This window comes from Cytobacillus firmus, from assembly GCF_023715565.1.
Taxonomy (GTDB): Bacteria; Bacillota; Bacilli; order Bacillales; family Cytobacillaceae; genus Cytobacillus; species Cytobacillus firmus_C.
In genome coordinates this window covers 1-20,023 of record NZ_JAMBOJ010000065.1, presented here as the reverse complement: position 1 = coordinate 20,023, position 20,023 = coordinate 1, and the positions used below count along the sequence as shown (strand labels likewise).

General features: G+C 34.7%; 17 protein-coding genes. 13 read left to right on the top strand and 4 right to left on the bottom strand.

What is annotated here, in order from left to right:
• Positions 1 to 58 precede the first annotated feature (58 nt).
• The 9 genes from M3205_RS25830 (at position 59) to M3205_RS20840 (ending at position 13,288) form a co-directional block, all read left to right on the top strand.
• Positions 59 to 1,735: a CDP-glycerol glycerophosphotransferase family protein gene (locus tag M3205_RS25830; RefSeq protein ID WP_251171642.1), complete on the top strand. Its 1,677-nt coding sequence runs from the start codon at positions 59 to 61 to the stop codon at positions 1,733 to 1,735.
• A 659-nt stretch (positions 1,736 to 2,394) separates the two neighbouring features.
• Entirely contained in the window at positions 2,395 to 3,402 is a 1,008-nt protein-coding gene (locus M3205_RS20875; protein WP_251171641.1) for an SDR family NAD(P)-dependent oxidoreductase, read from the top strand.
• Between the two features lie 14 nt (positions 3,403 to 3,416).
• On the top strand, positions 3,417 to 4,373 hold the full coding sequence (locus M3205_RS20870; RefSeq protein ID WP_251171640.1) for a dTDP-glucose 4,6-dehydratase: 957 nt from the start codon (positions 3,417 to 3,419) through the stop codon (positions 4,371 to 4,373).
• Positions 4,374 to 4,381: 8 nt separating this feature from the next.
• A complete protein-coding gene (gene pseC, locus M3205_RS20865; protein WP_251171639.1) occupies positions 4,382 to 5,578 on the top strand; it encodes a UDP-4-amino-4,6-dideoxy-N-acetyl-beta-L-altrosamine transaminase in 1,197 nt (398 codons plus the stop codon).
• A 19-nt stretch (positions 5,579 to 5,597) separates the two neighbouring features.
• Positions 5,598 to 8,129, top strand: a complete 2,532-nt coding sequence (locus M3205_RS20860; protein WP_251171638.1) for a cytidylyltransferase domain-containing protein — start codon at positions 5,598 to 5,600, stop codon at positions 8,127 to 8,129.
• Between the two features lie 71 nt (positions 8,130 to 8,200).
• Positions 8,201 to 9,304 (top strand): UDP-2,4-diacetamido-2,4,6-trideoxy-beta-L-altropyranose hydrolase, encoded by a 1,104-nt coding sequence (gene pseG / locus M3205_RS20855; protein ID WP_251171637.1) that lies wholly within the window; start codon positions 8,201 to 8,203, stop codon positions 9,302 to 9,304.
• A gap of 15 nt (positions 9,305 to 9,319) precedes the next feature.
• The gene (gene pseH, locus M3205_RS20850; RefSeq protein ID WP_251171636.1) at positions 9,320 to 9,874 is read left to right on the top strand and encodes a UDP-4-amino-4,6-dideoxy-N-acetyl-beta-L-altrosamine N-acetyltransferase; all 555 of its coding nucleotides are present in this window, start codon (positions 9,320 to 9,322) and stop codon (positions 9,872 to 9,874) included.
• Positions 9,875 to 9,987: 113 nt separating this feature from the next.
• Complete coding sequence (gene pseI / locus M3205_RS20845; RefSeq protein ID WP_251171635.1) at positions 9,988 to 11,037, top strand: pseudaminic acid synthase; 1,050 nt, start codon at positions 9,988 to 9,990, stop codon at positions 11,035 to 11,037.
• A gap of 307 nt (positions 11,038 to 11,344) precedes the next feature.
• Positions 11,345 to 13,288 carry a LamG-like jellyroll fold domain-containing protein gene (locus M3205_RS20840; RefSeq protein WP_251171634.1) on the top strand — a complete coding sequence of 648 codons (1,944 nt, stop codon included), beginning with the start codon at positions 11,345 to 11,347 and terminating at the stop codon, positions 13,286 to 13,288.
• Between the two features lie 23 nt (positions 13,289 to 13,311).
• Here the strand turns inward: M3205_RS20840 and M3205_RS20835 are convergent, their stop codons facing one another.
• From M3205_RS20835 to M3205_RS20825, 3 genes are read right to left on the bottom strand one after another with little or no spacing between them, the layout of a single operon-like run.
• Entirely contained in the window at positions 13,312 to 14,130 is an 819-nt protein-coding gene (locus tag M3205_RS20835; protein WP_251171633.1) for a glycosyltransferase family 2 protein, read from the bottom strand.
• Between the two features lie 27 nt (positions 14,131 to 14,157).
• Positions 14,158 to 15,042: a glycosyltransferase family 2 protein gene (locus M3205_RS20830; RefSeq protein ID WP_251171632.1), complete on the bottom strand. Its 885-nt coding sequence runs from the start codon at positions 15,040 to 15,042 to the stop codon at positions 14,158 to 14,160.
• 20 nt (positions 15,043 to 15,062) lie between these two features.
• The gene (locus M3205_RS20825; protein WP_251171631.1) at positions 15,063 to 15,665 is read right to left on the bottom strand and encodes a hypothetical protein; all 603 of its coding nucleotides are present in this window, start codon (positions 15,663 to 15,665) and stop codon (positions 15,063 to 15,065) included.
• Positions 15,666 to 15,852: 187 nt separating this feature from the next.
• Between M3205_RS20825 and M3205_RS20820 the strand changes: the two genes are divergently transcribed.
• From M3205_RS20820 to M3205_RS20805, 4 genes are all read left to right on the top strand, one after another.
• Positions 15,853 to 17,214, top strand: a complete 1,362-nt coding sequence (locus tag M3205_RS20820) for a hypothetical protein (RefSeq protein ID WP_251171630.1) — start codon at positions 15,853 to 15,855, stop codon at positions 17,212 to 17,214.
• Between the two features lie 28 nt (positions 17,215 to 17,242).
• Positions 17,243 to 17,446 carry a hypothetical protein gene (locus M3205_RS20815; protein WP_251171629.1) on the top strand — a complete coding sequence of 68 codons (204 nt, stop codon included), beginning with the start codon at positions 17,243 to 17,245 and terminating at the stop codon, positions 17,444 to 17,446.
• Entirely contained in the window at positions 17,370 to 17,873 is a 504-nt protein-coding gene (locus tag M3205_RS20810) for a M67 family metallopeptidase (RefSeq protein WP_251171628.1), read from the top strand. Before M3205_RS20815 ends, M3205_RS20810 begins: the two co-directional genes overlap by 77 nt.
• Before the next feature lie 127 nt (positions 17,874 to 18,000).
• Complete coding sequence (locus tag M3205_RS20805) at positions 18,001 to 18,558, top strand: M15 family metallopeptidase (RefSeq protein WP_285886757.1); 558 nt, start codon at positions 18,001 to 18,003, stop codon at positions 18,556 to 18,558.
• Positions 18,559 to 18,744: 186 nt separating this feature from the next.
• Here the strand turns inward: M3205_RS20805 and M3205_RS20800 are convergent, their stop codons facing one another.
• Positions 18,745 to 19,794: a M42 family metallopeptidase gene (locus tag M3205_RS20800; protein ID WP_251171626.1), complete on the bottom strand. Its 1,050-nt coding sequence runs from the start codon at positions 19,792 to 19,794 to the stop codon at positions 18,745 to 18,747.
• Between the last annotated feature and the right edge of the window lie 229 nt (positions 19,795 to 20,023).

The following is a 20,023-nucleotide window of genomic DNA, read 5'->3' as shown; positions in this document are numbered from 1 at the left end:
TCATAAGATAAATTGAACGAGTTTCTTGTGATATAAATAAAAATGAAGCAGAAATAAAGTGGCCGTACAGGATAAATTAAACTTTAAAAATATAGGGGCTGGTTTGGAAAAAATGAGTGATCTAATCAACTTCGGTTTTTATCTTGATTTATTAGAAAGATTTAAGCATTTAAAATATAGAGAATTTCCATTAGTATATTTTTTAAACATCCAACCATTTTTTAACATTATAAATGAAAAAAGAAAGACAATAAGTAACCGACAATTGGAATTGGTCTTAAAAAATAAAATAAATGAAAAAAAAGAACTTCAAATAAAATTTGACCAAATAACACAATTACGAGAGAAACCTTCTAATTTTTATAAAAAAGGAAAGGTTGCTTTATATGATGAATTGAATCTTCGATTTACTGATAATGTCTATTTAGAGTATTTTGACCCTGAGACAACTGTAATAGTTAGAACGGCAACGGAAAATAAAGAGTTTTTAGAGATACCAATTCACAATTTGGAAAATGATACATTTGACAATGTAGAATTAAATACAGAGATTGAAGAGAAAGCTAGAAGACTTTTTTTGTCTTTTAAAGATCATCCGATTTTTGGCCATCGTCCGTTTCAGGCTAAGTTTTTTCAGCGAATTCGCTATGTAATTAGCTGGATAGGTCCAATTATTAAATTTTTTGAAAAAATGGATATCTCCTGTCTTGTTGTTGGAGGAGCAGCAGATGAAATTAGCAGGATGCTAATTTTAATTGGAGCTTCTAAGGGTATTCCTAGTGTTTGTCTCCAGCATGGAATGATGTCTGATAACAGAGGGTGGGTACCCACCATAGCGAGTAAAGATGCTGTATACGGTATCCATGAAAAAGAATTTTTAATGAGCTGGGGAGTTCCTTCTGATTGTATCGAAATCACTGGACACCCTAAATACGACCGTATTTTTACAGAGAGTCATATGTCGAAAATGGATTTTTGTAAAATTACGGGTATATCACCCTACCTAAAGACTGTACTAATTGCCACTCAGCCAGGTCTTTGGAGTATTAGCCGTTTAAGAGAAATTATTAAATATCTGAATGACTATAAAATAGGAGTTATTATAAAACCCCATCCAACTGAAATAAGAAGAGGGTCATTTATTGCCTACAAAGCACTAGAAAATAAAATAGTAAAAGTAGTTGAATCAGAAATTCATCTACACGATATTATACAAAATGTGAATGTCGTATGTGTAGATTACTCAACAGTTGGACTTGAAGCAGCACTATTGGGAAAACCTGTTGTCTATGCAACTAATAAAGTTCATGATGGAGCCAACTATTCCTACACAAAATATCTGGCAGTGCCAAATCTGAAAAAGTTAGCTTATATTATAAGATGCCTAATTGTAAATAGGTTTGAAGAAAAGAATATTACTGACTATAGGGTAAAAGTTCAAGAATACAAAAACAGCTTAGTATATAAAGCGTACCCTGAACAATTAGCCGGGAAAAATCTTTCAGACTTAATTTATAAGCTTTCAGGAATTAAAAGCTATATACCAAAAAAAGAGCTTTCAGATGGAATGATGATCAAAGGGTCAAGTGAAAAAGTCTATTTGATACAAAATGGTATGAAACGACAGATTCAAGATCATGGAGTATTTACAAGATTAGCTTTAGATATGAAAAATGTGCACATCTTTGATGATGATTTTATTAAAAAAATCCCTTCAGGAATCGTATTAAGCTGAACTTATGAGCAGAGTATAGTTTTTATCCAAAAAATCCTATTTATATAACTTTTGAATAAGGAGTGATACCTCAAACTTATGAACCTAAACTGCAATTTAATAAGGAGTTTATAAATTTTGTGAAATATTTACTACAATTAATCAGAATTAAAAATATTCTATATTTAATAAGTTCTTCAGAAAAAATTCCTCCTTATAAACACAGCAAACCGAAACTCCTCCTATTAACAGTTCCAATAGAATCTGTATATATCAAATTTATTAGAAGAAATAGAAGACTATTCATTAGATAAACAATTTCATTAGCGATAAATTTTTGCAGGTATGTTGGACTCAAATGAAAGTATTTCAGCTAATTAAATTTGGGCATCTTTATAAACAATCGTAGTCATATATAGAAGACGAATCCTTGGATTAGGATTTACTCATGTAATTAAGCTTAAAAAATCGTCAATTAAAAATAGATCAGCCAAACACGGACCACGAATGTAGAACATTCAAGTGAGAAAAACTTTAACCTACACCCACATTTCATCCTCTGGATGCCATTTGGCACAGTATAAACACATTTTCCTGGCCAAAAGCAAGCAGCTGATCGGAAGCGCCTGGTTCATTATTTTTACTAAAACAAAAATTATTCAATAGGAGGCAAATGTTAAATGTTTTTTAAAAATAAAAAAGTCTTAATTATTGGGGGGACAGGGACTATTGGTCGCAGTTTATTAACTCACATTCTAACCGAAGAGCCCGAAGTCGTTGTAATTGTTAGCAGGGATGAATATAAACAGCACTTATTACAAAGTGAAATGGGAAGTAAAAGCTCAAAAATTCGTTATTTTATCGGTGACATCCGAAACTATGACCGAATGCTTAATGTAATGGAAGACATAGATTATGTTTTTCATGTTGCTGCAATGAAGCATGTCACACATTGCGAAGAGAATCCTTTTGAAGCTGTGCTAACCAATATAATAGGGACTCAAAATGTTATAAAAGCAGCTAAAACTCAAGGAGTTAAAAAGGTTGTTTTTTCAAGTTCAGATAAAGCAATTGCTCCAACGAACAATTATGGCGCAACAAAACTTACAGCAGAAAGGCTTATACATGCGGCACAGCAATCCAAAGGGTCAAATAAAATTTCTTTCTCGAGCGTCCGCTTCGGCAATGTGATGGGCTCCAGAGGATCTGTTATTCCTCTATTTTTAAAGCAAATAAATGAGAATAAAAAAATCAGCATAACTGACCCTAATATGAGTCGGTTTATGATGACAGTGGAACAGGCAACTTTAATGACAATAGAGGCTATGAAAGAATCGATAGGAGGAGAGACATTTATTCTTAAAATGCCTGTCGTATTAATAAAAGATCTAGCTGAAGTTGTTATTGAAGAAGCTGCAAACAAATACAACATGAATGTTGATGAAATAGCAATAGAAGAAATTGGGCTAAGACCAGGAGAAAAAAAATATGAGGAATTAATGACTTTTGAAGAATCACTTAAAGCACTGGAATTGCCAAATATGTTTATTGTACCAAGTAATTCTTCAGATTTAAGTAATTATCAGAAAGCTATTAAAGCGAAACCCGGAACTTATCAATCAAGTCACCAAAAACCGATTACAAAAGAAGTACTTCGACAATTAATACAAAATCAAAGTTTGATATAGAAAGGAGAAGAATTATGAAAATTTTAGTTACTGGCGGAACCGGTTTTATTGGAAGGTGGGTGGTCAAAAAGTTATTGCAGGATCAGCATCAAGTTTGGGTTTTGGATAACTTATCAAACTCTCAGATTTCGAATATAGCGGAATTCAAGCAGAATCCAGATCTTAAAGGTTTTATTAAAGGAGATATAAAGGATAGCAAGCTATTAAGTGAAATCTTTAACAATCATAGGTTTGACTTATGTTATCACCTAGCGGCAAGCATAAATGTTCAGGATAGTATTGATGATCCGAAAACAACATTTGATAATGATACAATCGGTACCTTTAATTTACTAGAACAATGCCGCACTCACTTCGTAAAAATGGTATTAATGAGTACTTGTATGGTATATGATTGTGCCGTTTCCAAAAATGGGATTAGTGAAAAGGATCCTATAAAACCTGCTTCTCCATATGCAGGATCAAAAATAGCTGCAGAAAATCTAGTACTTTCTTATTATTATGCTTACGACTTGCCAACCGTAGTTGTTCGCCCATTTAATACTTATGGCCCGTTACAAAAAACAGGTGGCGAAGGAGGAGTAGTAGCTATTTTTATTAATAATAAATTAGACGGAAAACCTTTGAATATATATGGAGATGGTACACAAACAAGGGATCTGCTTTATGTAGAAGATTGTGCAGATTTTGTTGTTGCTGCCGGATATTCCAAAAATGCTGATGGTCATATCATCAATGCAGGAACTGGCAGGGATATCTCGATCAATGATTTAGCATTGCTTATTGCAGGTGACCGTTCAACTATTCGGCATATAGAGCATATTCATCCTCAAAGTGAAATTCAAAAGCTGTTATGCGACTATTCAAAAGCTAAAAGGTTATTAAATTGGGAGCCAAAAATCAGCCTGGAGGAAGGGATCAACAAGACCGAACAATGGATAAAGTCTAACAAAATGAACAGCAAGGGGTGATAAGCAAAATGAATAGTAAATTAGCGATTCATGGAGGCAAGCCTGTAAGGGAACACTACTTGCCTTATGGAAGACAAACAATAAACGAAGACGATATACAGGCAGTGGTTAATGTTTTAAACAGTGAATATCTTACCACTGGGCCAATTGTAAATAAGTTTGAAAACGAAATAGCAAAGTATGTTGGAGCGAAATATGCGGTGGCATTTTCAAACGGAACTGCCGCGCTCCATGGAGCATGCTTTGCTGCCGGAATATCCGAAGGTGATGAAGTTATCACTTCTCCTATAACATTCGCTGCCAGCGCTAATTGCATCCTATATCAAGGCGGAACTCCCATTTTTGCTGATATAGATCCTGAAACCTATAATATAGATCCGGATTCAATCAAGGAAAAGGTCACAGATAGAACAAAGGCCATTATTCCAGTTCATTTTACAGGTCAGCCTGCTGCGATGGATGAGATTCTAAAAATTGCTAGGGAGCATGAATTAATAGTAATTGAAGATGCTGCTCATGCATTGGGAGCTGTTTATAAAGATAAAAAAATTGGTTCAATTGGCGATATGACAATGTTTAGTTTCCACCCTGTAAAACATATCACAACAGGAGAGGGGGGAATTATTACAACAGACAATGAGGAATATTATCGAAAGCTTCTTCAGTTTAGAACACACGGAATTACACGGGATCCAATGATTTTAAGAGATAATCATCAGGGTCCCTGGTATTATGAAATGCACTTTTTGGGCTTCAACTACCGAATTACAGATATTCAAGCCGCTCTAGGACTATCTCAACTGTCAAAACTAGATAACTTTATTAAACAAAGAAAAAAGTATGCAGGAATGTATAACGAGCAGTTGAAGGAATTGTCTGCTGTAATTCTTCCTAAACAAATGGGGGAAGCAGAATCAAGCTGGCATTTGTTTGTTATTCGTTTAAAATTACCATTATTAAGATGTAATCGGAAAGAACTTTTTAAAGCAATTCAAGCAGAAAATATCGGAATTAACGTTCATTATATTCCAGTGTATACTTTGCCATATTATCAAAAATTAGGTTATAATGCCGGGATATGTCCAAAAGCAGAAAAATTATATGAAGAAATAATTACTCTTCCTTTATTTCCAGGAATGACCGAGCCAGATGTAATGGATGTAATCCGTTCAGTAAAAAAAGTAATTAATTTTTACAGTTTATAAAGGAGTTGGAGTTGACTTTATGAAAGTGATTGCTATTATTCAAGCACGTATGGGGTCCACCAGGCTTCCAGGAAAAGTATTAAATAAAGTACAGGACAAACCCTTATTAGAATATCAGATAGACCGTGTAAAGAAAGCAAAAACAATTGATGAAATAGTAATTGCAACAACAACAAAAGATAATGATAATCAAATCGTAGATTTATGTAAAAGACTATCTTTACCATATTACAGGGGGTCAGAAGAGGATGTTTTATCACGTTATTATGAGTCAGCTGCAAAGTTCCAAGCAGATGTAATTGTAAGGCTGACAGCGGATTGCCCTTTGATCGATCCAGATGTAATCGATAAGGTTGTTAATGCGTATTTAGAATCTCTTGAATACTATGATTTTGCTTGTAACACATTAGTTCGGACGTATCCGAAAGGACTCGACACAGAAGTAATGACTTTTAAGCTATTGAAACAAATTCATGAAGAGGCAAAAGAAATTTTTTATCGCGAGCATGTTACAAATTATATATATCATCATCCTGAAAAATTTAAAATATTAAATATACAAAATGACTTTGATGCAAGCGTACATCAGTGGACTCTTGATACAGAGGAAGATTTTCTTCTTATTCAAAAAATTATTCAGGAATTATATCCAAACAATAAACATTTTTCATTTTTGGATGTGCTGGAAATACTGGAGAAAAATCCGGACTGGAATTTGATTAATAAACATGTTGCCTCGCAAAATAGTATAAATGATAAGAAAAGCTGCAGGGATGTCAAAGTTATAGCTGAAATAGCAAATGCCCATCAGGGAAAGGAGGAGAATCTAAAAGAATTAATAAAGGCAGCAGCTGAAAATGGAGCAAACGGTGTGAAATTTCAATGGTTCAAATACGATTATCTTGCAGTGCCAAGCTATAAATTCTTCAAAGCTTATGAAGAATTATTTTTGGATGAAAAAACCTGGGAAGAAAGTGTTAAATTTGCAAAGGAACTGGGTTTAGAGGTTTGGGCAGATATTTATGATGCTTGGGGCATACAGCTGCTGCTTCGTCTAAAGGATCATGTTGATGGGATAAAGCTGCCGACTACTATACTCCAATCATCAGACCTTATAAAAAGAATTGGTATGTTGGAAAAACCTGTTCTAATTGGTGTTGGAGGATGGTATGAAGAAGAAATTGATCAAATGATACTCTTAGTAAAAAAATATATTACGAGTGAAGTTATCCTTATGCATGGATTTCAGGGTTACCCTACAAAAACAGAGGATGTAAACCTCAGCCGTATTCCTTATTTGAGAGAAAGATATAACTTGGAAGTTGGTTTTGCCGATCACGAGGATGCTGATAGTCCACTTGCTGTTGAACTCCCTGTTTATGCACTTTTTTCAGGAGCAGTTGTGATTGAAAAGCATATCACTTTAAACAGGCAAGATAAAGGTTACGATTATTTTTCTTCACTGGAGCCAGATGAGTTTAAATTAATGACTGAAAAGCTCAAACAGGCTCAAATTGCTATCGGGACCAGTGAAGTAAATGAATCTGAAAGAAAGTATCTTGAAGATGCTTCGTTGCGAGTCGTATCAAACCGGAACCTGAAAAAAGGAGAAATTATTACACTTGAAAAGACGAATTACAAGAGATGCGGCGACCATAGTGCACTAATGCCTTCACAAGCTGAAAAGTTATTTCCTCAAATTTTGAAAAAAGACATAAAGATTAACGAACCTATTACAGTGGAAAAAATTAAAAAACCTAGAATTACAATTGCTGTAATCTGCCGGCTGAAATCTACTCGATTACCTAAAAAAGCTTTGCTTCCTATTTATGGTATTCCATCAATTGAACGCTGTTTGTATAATTGTTTGGCAATTCCTAATGTTGATGATGTCGTTTTAGCTACATCTTTTCTTCCGGAAGATGATATGCTTGAAAATTTCTCATTAGACGGGAAAGTGAAAATTTTAAGAGGTGATCCAGAAAATGTCGCGAAGAGAATGCTTGATGCCGCTGAGATGACAAAAGCGGATATCATTATCCGTATTACTGGTGATTGTCCTGCTGTATCACCTGAAATTATAAGTTATTTAATCGAACAACATTTAAAAAAAGAGGCAGATTATACCCAAGAAAACTCTAGTGCAATAGGAACATCGGGCAATATAATTACAGTTGAAGCTCTTCGTCGACTTATCAATCAACCGAAGCCATTAACCCACACCGAATACCTCTCATTCTATTTTTTGAATAACCCGTCAATATTCTCAATTAATAATGTTACTTTACCAAAAGAATTTGATTATCCAAATTGGCGTCTAACTCTGGATGAATCAAGGGACTTAGAATTATTCGAAAAAATATATAAAGACTTAGATGTACAAAAAGAACCATTATTCTTTCACCAGATAAGAGAACATTTAATTAAAAATCCACATATAGCTAAAATAAACCAGAAAATTGCTACCAAATGGATGAGCAACAAATCTCTAGTAGAGGAAATTAGCAAAGCAACAATATTAAATAACTTTAATGAAAACAATAGCATTTGAGGGGAATAAACTTAATAATTATATCCTTCGCATCATCATACAATCATTAAACAGAGGGAGTATCCTATCAAATGAAACAAAAAAAAAATATCATGTTTCGAGTCGATTCCTCGCAAGAAATAGGCTCTGGACATGTAATGAGATGTCTTACGCTTGCCTGTTCTTTACGCAATAAAGGTGCAAATGTAACATTTGTCTGTCGCGATTTACTGGGTAATCTGGGTGAAATTATCGAACAACAACATTTTAATTTAATAATGTTGCCCAACTATAAAGATAACAAGAATTTACCTTTAATAACCGCACATTCTAAATGGCTTGGTGTTCATTGGAAGGTTGACGCAGCCGAAACAATTAGTGTTGTCAATAGGCTTGAAAATGAAATTTCAGTGCTAATTATTGACCATTATGCCATTGATAAGAATTGGGAATCAGAGGTAAGAAAATTTGTGAAAAGAATCATGGTTATTGATGATTTAGCTGATCGATTGCATGATTGTGATATATTATTAGATCAGAATTTTTATCATAATTATAAAGATCGGTATCAAAACTTAGTACCCCAAAGCTGCAAGCTGTTTTTAGGGCCAGAGTATGTCTTACTGCGCGATGAATTTTATTCATGTAACCCAATTGATAAAAAGCACAATGGAAATGTGAAAAAGATTTTAGTGTTTTTTGGAGGAACAGATTCTACTAATGAAACTAAAAAAACTATTATGGCAATTCTGCAGCTTGATTTTATTACTATTGAGCTGGACGTTGTGATTGGAAAGAGTAATATTCACAAGAAAGAAATAGTTAGCATTTGCAGTCAATATAAATTTATTAACCTGCACTATCAAATTAATAATATGGCTGAACTAATGTATAGTGCAGATTTAGCAATTGGTGCAGGGGGAACAACTACATGGGAGCGCTGCTATTTAGGTCTACCATCCATAGTAATTACTGTTGCCCCGAACCAGGAACTGATTGCACAAACTCTAGATCAATTAGGAATTATTAAATATATAGGACCAAAAGAATTCGTCAAAGAAAAGGATATAACTTTAAAAGTTCAAGAGTTAATGAATAATCCCTCTGTATTAAGACAGATTTCTGATAGGTCCAGGAGGTTATTTAAAGGTAGCACCGATAAGTGCCAGATTCTGTTATCTGAAATTTTAGAATAAGGAGGCCGAGGTAATGTGAAATATGCACTGAGACCATTAGAAGAAGGAGATTTAGAAACTGTTCTGCGCTGGCGTAACACGGATAGAATAAGAAACTCCATGTATAATAACGAAATTATTAATCTTGAACAGCATCAGAAGTGGTTTAAAAAGATATCTTCTTCTCAAAAAGATTACTATTTTATTTTTACAATTAATCATACAGAAACGGGATTGGTAAGCTTTAACGATGTGGATTTTAAAAATAATCATTGTTATTGGGGCTTTTATATTGGCGAGGCAGAAGCTCCTTCAGGGTCTGGTACGGTAATGGGATATTTAGCATTGGAATGGGCTTTTCAACAATTAAAAATAGGGAAGGTTTACGGAGAAGTGCTGCTTAGTAATAAAACAAGTATCTTGTATCATCAAAAATTAGGCTTTTGTAAAGAAGGCCATTTTAGAAAACACCTACAAAGGGATGGTCAGTTTCATGATATTTTAAGATACGGATTGCTCATGGAAGAATGGTTAATTAGTAAACCTATTATTCAAAAAAAATTAAGTGAAAAAGGGATAGAAATTAAGTAATGCTATTGGGGCCAAGATATTTAAGCAATTAAGTAACCTTCTTAATAAGAGTTTACTATTGCTTTAGAGGCTTTTTATGTAAATATATTGATAGGGCAAAGGAAAGTGATGATATGAATGAAATCATAATAGAAGGAAGAGTGATCGGTCCCAATCATCGGCCATTTATAATTGCAGAAATGTCAGGTAATCATAACCAATCATTAGAACGTGCATTGGATATCGTTAAAGAAGCTGCGAAAGTAGGGGCACATGCATTAAAAATTCAAACATATACTGCGGATACTATGACATTAAATATTAATAAAAATGACTTTAAAATTGACAATAAAGATAGTCTTTGGGCTGGAAATACTCTCTATGAACTATATCAACAAGCATACACACCCTGGGATTGGCATAAACCAATTTTTGATAAATGCCGTGAACTGGGGATTATTCCATTTAGTACGCCATTTGATGAAACGGCTGTCGATTTTCTCGAAGAACTAAATGTACCTATGTATAAAATAGCATCTTTTGAAAACACAGATATACCCCTGATAAGAAAAGTAGGTGCTACCGGCAAACCAATCATAATCTCAACAGGGATGGCAACTGTAGCGGAAATAGATGAAGCAGTAAGAGCTGCTCGTGATGCAGGATGCAATGAGATAATACTTTTAAAATGTACCAGCACATACCCTGCATCGCCAGAAAATACAAATATCTCTACAATCCCACATATGAAAGATTTATTTAAATGTCAAGTTGGATTATCCGATCACACAATGGGAACTGGAGTTGCTGTAGCTAGTGTGGCTTTGGGTGCGACTGTGATTGAAAAACATTTTACTTTATCAAGGGCAGATGGCGGAGTAGATTCTGCCTTTTCAATGGAACCATTAGAGATGAAAGCCCTTGTGAATGAAACTGAGAGAGCATGGCAGGCTCTGGGTAAGATAGAGTATGGACCAACTGAAAAGGAAAAGTCCTCGTTAAAATTCCGCCGGTCTATTTATGTGACAAAAGATGTAAAATGTGGAGATATTCTCACTAAAGAAAATACAAAAATAGTGAGACCTGGGAATGGATTGGAACCAAAGTATTATAATTTGATTCTTGGAAAAAAAGCAAAGAAAAATATTATTGCTGGAACACCATTAAGCTGGGAATCAATTTGATATTCATCCTGTAACACGGAAATTATAAATAGAAAAATAACGTTTAAAAATATTTAAAAATAAGCACTCGTTGTTATTGACGAGTGCTGTTCCAATTTTCAAAAAGATCTACCCATTTTAAAATATCTTAGGTTTGTTTAACTTAATCAAAGCTAGTCGTCAAATTCGTCCATAAATTATTTATCTCAAAATAAGCTTTACCGAATTATTGCCAACACACTGGAATACTTTATAAAAGACTATAACCTTTTTAAAAAGTTAAGTTAAAAATGGGTCTGAGGAACATTCAAAAACTGAGGTGTAAAGGATGAATAAAGATAACATTATTACTTTTAATGGTAAAGAACGAATAATCTTTAGCTCGTTACTAAAAGATCTAGTAAACAATTTTACTTACGAATTTTGGATCAAACCTGCTGCAGTACATAAAATTGATCAAGAATCCGTTATGGGATTATCAGGGATAAAAGGACAAAACTATATCATTTCCCCAGGGCACGGTCGAACAATAAACGAAGCAGGAACAGGTATTTCAATTGGAGAAAATGGAATCTCGGTTTATGAACATACAGTTAATCATTTACCGGCTACCTTAGTACATCCCACTACAATAAAAAATTGGACACACATAGCATTAGTATTTAAAAATAAAATACCTTATTTATATATAAACGGAGAGTTCGTAAAAAAAGGATTAATAAGTACAAAAAAAACATTGTATGCTTCAGGTATTTTTGGAGGTTCAGAATATGGTTATTTTAAGGGGGAGTTACGTGACTTAAGAGTTTGGTCATATACAAGATCACAGGACGAAATTAAAAGAACGATGAATACTAAATTACTTGGGAATGAATATGGATTGTATATTAATGAATTGAGTAAGAATAATTTATCTGGTGACTTTAAAAAAAATAACATTTTAAATAAATATCCTGTTTTTATTAAAGAAAATATTGATCTCTTAATTAGATGGGAAATTTTAAGTGAAAAATCATTAGAAGTACAATACTCTGCCAAAGATGATAATTCAACTTTAACTATTGATAAAAGCACATTTAAAAATGAGTGGTATTTATCTGATGTTTTATTCTTTTTCGGATGTTATCGAAAAGATTATGAGTATCTTCTTTTTACAGTAGCAAATCGTCTTGCAGAAATGGGTCGCTCTGTTAATCTCCTTATCTATGACAAATCCTCTCCCAAGCTCTCCATGTTATCAAAAAATGTAAATATTTTAGATTATAATAATTTAGTAAAGGATTTCAATGTGCATAATCTGTCTAGTAAATATTTCCTGAATAACATTTTAAATCGTATCACTCAATTCGGTAATGAAATGAGACTAGATGATACAAAAATGAAAAAGTTAAAGGCTTTTTATCGGAGATATGCTTTTGACAGAATATTTACCACTAACCTCCTTGAAATGGTTAGGCCAAGATGCTTGTATGGAATCCATTTTATCTTAAATCCAGGTTGTATTAGTTCCATTAAGAACACAAAATATCCAGTACTTTGCGCCCTTATGCAGCATGGTTTTTTTAGTGCAAATAAGTCCCAAAGCCATGATTTTAAAGGAGCAGATTTCGTGTTTTTATGGGGGGATTTCTTTAAAAGAAATCTAAAGAATAAGGGTGGGAGCCCTCCAGCTGTAATCTTTGGAAATCCAAAAATCGAGAAAGTAATAAGTGACTTTAAGGAAGAGAGCGATGGGACTTCAAAGACAGATAGAAAGGTGAATACTAATCTTTTAGTTCTATATATACTAACTGGCATTCCTAATCAGGAATATAATATCCAAAATTTAAACCTTTTTATAAAAGGTATTAGTCAAATACCGGATATTAATGTAATTTATAAGCTTCATCCTAACTCTTCACTTGAAGACTGTCAGCTTTATCTTCGCCAAGGACTTATGAAAAAGAGCCAAATTGTTAAAGATTTAGATATTTATGAATTAATCAAACAAGCTGATATAATAGTAGGAGATTTTTCAACCTCAGTTTTTGAAGCAGCAGCAATGAGTAAGCCAGTAATCCAGATTTTCCAATCTAATTACTCTGAAGAGTTCGTAAAATTAGCGTGTGCTAAAACTCATGAAGAATTATCTGCACTAATTATGAAGTTAAGGAGCGATCAAAACTATTATAATAATTTTTTAGATGAACAGGAAAAAGTGATATTTGATTTATTTAATAAAATTCAGGGTTCTTCTGAAAGAATTGCTTCATATATTAATAATTTAATATGATAAAGATAATTAGAAAATAGAGATCAGTTATATGGAATGAAGTGTCTGTTTTTAATAAATGGTTTTTCTTGCAAGACAACGGAATCAAGATTCGCAAGGTCTGTCATGTTCCATTTATTTAAGAATTTTTTTTCATTGTTCCTTATTGTGATCAATTTTTGTTTTCTTTTATTATTAAAACTGCTGCTCCCAAAATGGTGGATAAAAACATCATTTGCAACCATCAGTTTTTTTTCAAATAATCGAGCTCTTAAACAGAAATCAGTATCTTCATAATAGCCAGGATTAAATTGTTCATCCATCCCACCAATTTTTTCAAGTAGATTCTTGTTAAAAAGCATACAAAACCCGCTTAGAGTGTTCACTTCAAAACTTTGAGAATTATGATTTATTGACCATTCAGAAGCAAATTTATGCATCTCCTCCATAGTCTTATAAGGAACAGTGGGAATTGCTTGAGGCTTTATTACAAAATTAGATCTGGGGCCAACAATGCCAGCAGTAGGAGTTTTAATTAAACAACTCAGCATCTTGTTAAGCCATCCGTCTGTAACAACTGTGTCGTTGTTTAATAATACAATATATTCTCCCTTGGCTGCTCTAAATCCTTGATTGCATCCCCCAGCAAAACCTTTATTAATTTTATTATTTATGACAATAGTTCTAGGAAGGGTTTTTAAAAAGTTGACAGTACCGTCTTTAGATGCATTATCGATTACAATAAGTTCAAAATTCTCTTTTGTAAATTGGAAGATGCTCCTTATACATTGTTTTGTGAAATTTAATTTGTTGCAAGTAAGGATTATTATAGAAATCAAGGGAGAAGAATTTGTATTTTTCATAGCGATGGTCCACCTAACTATTGTATTTTAAAACTCAATCCCAAACCTCTCAAAATACCAATCATCATCAAATTTCCTTTCCTTCAAATAAACCTGTTTCTTCTCCATCGCCCCATTCTGAATCACTCTTTTTTCAACATCTTTTGATTTAAGATGATTTACCATCATTTTACGGATTTTTTGAATGCGGCTGGGATTAAAATGCAGATAGGCAAGTCTTAATAGATTATAGTAGTAATCTTCCAGTTCAATTTTGTAGGGCTGCACTTTTCGGAATAAATGCAGTACTTTCGTCTTCGGCTGTACATAGCATTTGTAGCCAAATAACCAGAGCTTAATAGAAAGTTCCACATCTTCATGTCCCCAAGTCGGAAACCCTGTTTCAAATCCCCCAACATCCTCAAATACATTTCGTCTGATTGCAAAGCACCCGCCTGGCAGAATGGCAGTTTCAAATAGGTGATCCCTTTTGGTATTCCAGTGGGTCCTGAATTTATTAGAACGTTCGTTTACCCATAGTGTTTGGCCGTATCCGATAAAGTTGGGATTTCCTATAGCGCCAATAGCGGGAGTAATGGAATCGCAGGTCCCATCAAGAATTGGTTCAAGCAGCGTGTCTAGCCAAAAGTCTTCAAATTCCAGGTGGGCATCACAAAATACCAAAATATCCCCCTTTGAATTATCGGCTCCTGTATTTCTTGCAATTGCTGCCCCTACACCTGGCGTATTAACTAAGGTGATATTTTTATCCGAAAACTGATCCTGAAGAAAATCACAGCATTCATCATCAGACTGGTCATTGACAACAATGATTTCAAATGGAGAGCCAATCTTTACGGAAAAAAATGATTCAAGAGTTTTCTTTACGTTTATTCCTTCGTTTTTTACAGGAAAGATGATGGAAGCAAGCATTAAACCTCACTCCTTTCAGGTTATAAAACTGGAAGAACTCTCTCTTCCACTTCTTTAAGGGTAAGCTGCCCGGCGACATAACTGCATATAAGGGAATAATTAAAATGAATAGCAAATAAATTCCTATAAATAGAACGGGTCACTGCCTGGAGGTGTACTTGAGGCTGGATAAGATAGGCATCCTTTATTTTTTGATCGGTTCTTATGTTTTCCTTATTTCCTTCAGCAAGGATATATTTGCTTGTGATTGGAGGGAAGGATAGCAGTGTCCAGTTATCATCATTATCGTCTTCGCAATGAGCCGGGAGAGAAGAAGCAATGATCTTTTCTGTGACTTCCACTTTTTTTATTTGTGCTCGTTTTATAAGGTACTTCAGCTTCGTCATGTTCCATTCCATGCAATAGTACTCATCTTGGTTTAGTGGGATTCTCACTTTAGCTTTTTGGTGATCATTCATGATATATGGCTCGTCTAGTGAGCTTCTTAGTCGCTGTTTATAATATTTCAGGGTCTCTTCAAGCTCCTGCGGCGGAGGATTTACAATCTTCAAACCATTGTTTTTCACGAGTTCCTTTAAATACTGGACAGTTAAAAACTTATCAAGAAGATAAATCTTTTCCATGCTTAACACCTCGGTCTTAATATTCTCATAAGTAGTAATAACATAATGTTCTCTATGCTTGTAACGTGACAAAAATAAAAACATATAGATATATCAAGAATCTGTGCAGAGGGAGGAGAGTGAAATATTGAAAAGGGCCAAAATGGTTTTAGTGAGGAACGGCAATTGGCAACTATACTCCTGTGAGATGAAAAATCTTCAAGATAGACTTTTTTCCTCCAAATATGATATACAGCCAAACAGAAAAAGTTTACAAAATGACCAGGATAATAAGATGTCTTTTAATGAGATATCAAATCAAAAGAATCTCATCTTTTCAGTCCATAAGGAGAAATCTTATAATCCGCAGGATGCTCTCCTCCAAACAGAAATGATCATTGGTGAAATTAGGCATTATTTAAGACATCTTCGTCTCGAGGAGGGAAAATGGAGGAAAGATAAAAAGAGAAAAGAATTAATGATTAAACAATTTGTATTACAAAAAAAGCAAATAAAAAGAGAAATAGCCGAATATAAACATTTAGCTGCAATTCACGAAAAAAGAAATCAGTTTTACAAGAACGCACTTCAGCGAAAAAGTGGGAACGGAAATAAAAAAGTATGTCATCTGTTAAAGCATGAAGCAAGACGCTTAGAACCAGGGGCTTCATACCCGATAACTCAAAAAGGGATGGATAAAAAGCAGCGCATTAAACTGATCGAAAGAAAGATTAACGAATTATCCGACTTAAAGAAAGAGGATTATTTGATGATACAGAAGTTGGGCTCCGATTATCAGATATTCCATGAAAATTGGGCAATAAAAGAGATTATTATGCCTATTCATCATGAAATGGATATGAATAATATAAAGAGAGGGAGTTGGTTAGAGTTGGCTTGGAATTGGCTTAATGGAGATAAACAAACTCAGTATTTGGAAAAAACAGTGGAATTACAAAGTACCATCAATGAGTTGAAAGCTACGGTTAGTTCATATGAAGAAGTTCTGGAGAAGCTTAGCAAGCAATTTGACCAGTATGAAAAAAATGAGGAACTTTATATGCGGGAAATGGTTGACATAAAGGAAAATCTACACGCCATAGCTGGCAGTGAAGATGAATATCTATATGAAATCCAGCAGCTCAAAGAAGAGATTCAGGAATATAAACAAAAAAATATTAGTCTTGAAAAAAAGATATCAGAATTGGATCGTTTGAAAGAAGAGCTGGATGCAAAATCCCAGCAGTTAAAAGAATATGAAAATATGAATAACCAACCTTCATTACCACCGCAGAATATGCAGAAGAGTAAATTATCGAAGAAGATGAAACAGCAAAATGCAATTTCTCAACGCAGCCAAAGAACTGAAATGAGACAATTTGAACAAAAACAAAGCTCCGTTAGGAGGTCCAGGACCCCTAATGTAAATGGAATGCCAAGGAATATGAATAATCAGCCAAGACAATTGAATCCAAGTCAGCAGCGAGCTCAGAACAAACTGGATTTAATCCAGAAATTCTACCCTCAGGCTCGATCGCAGAGCAGTGTTTTTAATCCTTTTAAATATTAATAATAAAAAACTAACGGGAGTGGTTGTAGTGGAAACACCGAAAAAATTTTATGACAGTTTTAAAAAAGTAAGAAAATTCCCAGCTGGTAATAAAGCAAAGAAAGCATCAAAGCTTTTAAAAGGGAAAAATCAAGAATTAAAACAAACTTCAAGCAATGGCAAGAAAAAAATCTATGTTTCGGGAACTGCGAGTGCCACTCAACCCAGACGCAGGAGCTGCTGCGGCCGTTAATAATAAATTTGACTTTTACAACAAAAATGTTGTTTATATAAATCGTTCGGTTTTGAATGAAATAATTAAGCATTGCAGAGAAGATCTTCCTTATGAAGCTTGCGGGCTTCTTTCCGGTCAACATGGCCGAAACGAAATGATGTGGAAAATTAGGAGCACGGAAAAAAGTCCGACTTCTTTTGCAATGGATATGAAACAGGTCTCAGCTGCCCTATCAGGGATGAAAAAGCTCTCTCAAACAATGACAGGCATGTACCATTCACATCCTTCCGCACCCCCATTGCCTTCAAGAGATGACATCATGAACTTTCATTACCCTGCTGCAGCATATTTTATTATTTCATTTGCAAATAGGAAGACAAGTGTAAAATGTTTTAAGATAATTGACCATAAAGCTTTCCAAGTGAAATTTGAAGTTATAAGATAATATTATCCTTTCTAATTTAACAGGTGTGTTGTGTAGATCGTCATATAAGCCTCGGATACGGGAAATCCGAGGCTTTTTATGATTTAATATACATATAGGAATACTGCTAAGAAAGGAACTTGAAATCTTGCCAGTAAAATCAATGTTGAAACTAGTTGTTTTTCTGCTCATACTATCTGCAATTGGCTTAATAGTTTACGAATATAGCAGATATTATATAGGTCCTCCTAATTTACAGGACACTTATCTCCCAACTGCTCTTCACCCTGCAGTTGCTGAAAAAAAGAATCAGCTAATCTCCCAGGCTGCAGACAAAGGCATTAACGTAGTCATCACCCAGGATTTCAGAAGCATTGAAGAACAGGATGCTTTATATGAAAAAGGCCGTTCTGCTGAGGGGGATATTGTTACCCATGCAAAAGGGGGGGAGTCCTACCATAATTTTGGCCTGGCAATTGATTTCGCACTTATGTCCGTAGATGGTCAGGTGATCTGGGATATGAAATATGATGGCAACGGCAACAGCAGGGCCGATTGGATGGAGGTCGTTGAAATTGCAAAGGACCTTGGTTTTGAATGGGGAGGGGATTGGACACAATTCAAGGACTATCCTCATCTTCAAATGAATTTCGGTCTTTCCATCTGGGAGCTTCAGAGAGGAAAGAGGCCGCCTGAAGCCGAATGATAAGATAATAAGAGAAGGGGCTGGGACAAAAGCATTTCGACCAAAGAAAAAAACGAACTATTATTCGAAATTCTGATTTAGAGTTTCGTAATAGTTCGTTTTTTTTATTTTTATTACTTTTTAAAATAGAAATCATTCGGCTTTAACAACGGACAATTTAGTTCTGTCCCAGCCTCTTCTTTTTTGCTAAATGATCATCTCGGACTGTACATAGTGATACAGCAGCTTGGCTGTATTTTCAATTGAATCCTCATGTGTACGCTCAAAGGCATGGGATGAATCAATTCCAGGTCCGATTAAGCCGTGTATGATATCATGGCCCGAACGGATGGCTGCTGATGCATCGGAACCATAAAATGGGTAAATATCGAGTTCGTACTCGATTCCATTTTCCTCGGCAAGCTGCACGAGGTGCTTTCTTAATTGGTAGTGATAAGGGCCGCTCGCATCCTTCACACAAATGGATACCGTATATTCATCAGTGGATTGGCCATCACCCATTGCACCCATATCTACAGCAAGATATTCGACTGTTTCCGGTGTAATATTGGAATTGCCGCCGTACCCGATTTCTTCATTATTTGAGATGAGGAAATGGGTTGTATACGGCAGCTCAGTGTTATCAGCTTTCAGCTGTTTAATCAGCTGAAGAAGAATCGCGACACTAGCCTTGTCGTCAAGATGGCGTGATTTTATGAATCCTGCAGGTGTAGTCTGCACACGAGGATCAAAGGATACAAAGTCCCCAACTTCAATGCCAAGTGCGCGAATATCATCTGCATTATGTACTTTTTCATCAAGGCGGATTTCCATGTTTTCCTGGTTTCTTTCCGCTTTCCCGGCATCTTTATAGACATGAACAGAAGTCTGATGCATCAGAATAGTGCCGGTGAATTTATTGCTGGATGATGTTTCGATTTCACAATACTCGCCTTCGATCGAGTTGTATTTAAATCCGCCGATCAAATCAATTTTCAGCCGTCCGCTCGGCTTAATTTCCTTAACAATCGCGCCAAGGGTATCAACGTGCGCAGTCAGCATTCTGTGATTATTTTCGTCTTTCCCGGGAAGGGATGCAATAAGCCCTCCTTTCCGGTTGCGTTTTGTTTCCACATTAAGCTCATTCAAATACTTTTCAACATATGTAATCACTTCATTTGTATTTCCGGATGGACTTGGAATTGAAACAAGCTCTTTTAATAAGCTGATTGTTTCTTTAGTATTCGGGTATGTCATTCAAAATCTCCTCTCGTATTATTCTCACGCAATACTTATTATACTGTTATTTGTTGGAATAAACATACCTAAAATAAATAAAAAACTGCCTTTACGGCAGTCCAGTTTGTAGACAAAAGGGGTTCGGAATAGTCTCATTCCGGACCTCTTTTTTGAATTTTATTGGCTTTGAAGCATTTTCAGATGATGATAGACCTCTCCGAGGTCATCTTCTAGGCCATTTCTGGAC

What these genes read in the sequence shown, in the direction of transcription:
- pseC (WP_251171639.1), top strand. Translation starts at nt 4,382, where the DNA reads ATGAATAGTAAATTAGCGATTCATGGAGGCAAGCCTGTAAGGGAACAC.
- M3205_RS20870 (WP_251171640.1), top strand. Translation starts at nt 3,417, where the DNA reads ATGAAAATTTTAGTTACTGGCGGAACCGGTTTTATTGGAAGGTGGGTG.
- pseG (WP_251171637.1), top strand. Translation starts at nt 8,201, where the DNA reads ATGAAACAAAAAAAAAATATCATGTTTCGAGTCGATTCCTCGCAAGAA.
- M3205_RS20830 (WP_251171632.1), bottom strand. Translation starts at nt 15,042, where the DNA reads ATGCTTGCTTCCATCATCTTTCCTGTAAAAAACGAAGGAATAAACGTA.
- pseI (WP_251171635.1), top strand. Translation starts at nt 9,988, where the DNA reads ATGAATGAAATCATAATAGAAGGAAGAGTGATCGGTCCCAATCATCGG.
- M3205_RS20875 (WP_251171641.1), top strand. Translation starts at nt 2,395, where the DNA reads ATGTTTTTTAAAAATAAAAAAGTCTTAATTATTGGGGGGACAGGGACT.
- M3205_RS20820 (WP_251171630.1), top strand. Translation starts at nt 15,853, where the DNA reads ATGAAAAATCTTCAAGATAGACTTTTTTCCTCCAAATATGATATACAG.
- M3205_RS20825 (WP_251171631.1), bottom strand. Translation starts at nt 15,665, where the DNA reads ATGGAAAAGATTTATCTTCTTGATAAGTTTTTAACTGTCCAGTATTTA.
- M3205_RS20860 (WP_251171638.1), top strand. Translation starts at nt 5,598, where the DNA reads ATGAAAGTGATTGCTATTATTCAAGCACGTATGGGGTCCACCAGGCTT.
- M3205_RS20840 (WP_251171634.1), top strand. Translation starts at nt 11,345, where the DNA reads ATGAATAAAGATAACATTATTACTTTTAATGGTAAAGAACGAATAATC.
- M3205_RS20810 (WP_251171628.1), top strand. Translation starts at nt 17,370, where the DNA reads ATGGCAAGAAAAAAATCTATGTTTCGGGAACTGCGAGTGCCACTCAAC.
- M3205_RS20835 (WP_251171633.1), bottom strand. Translation starts at nt 14,130, where the DNA reads ATGAAAAATACAAATTCTTCTCCCTTGATTTCTATAATAATCCTTACT.
- M3205_RS20800 (WP_251171626.1), bottom strand. Translation starts at nt 19,794, where the DNA reads ATGACATACCCGAATACTAAAGAAACAATCAGCTTATTAAAAGAGCTT.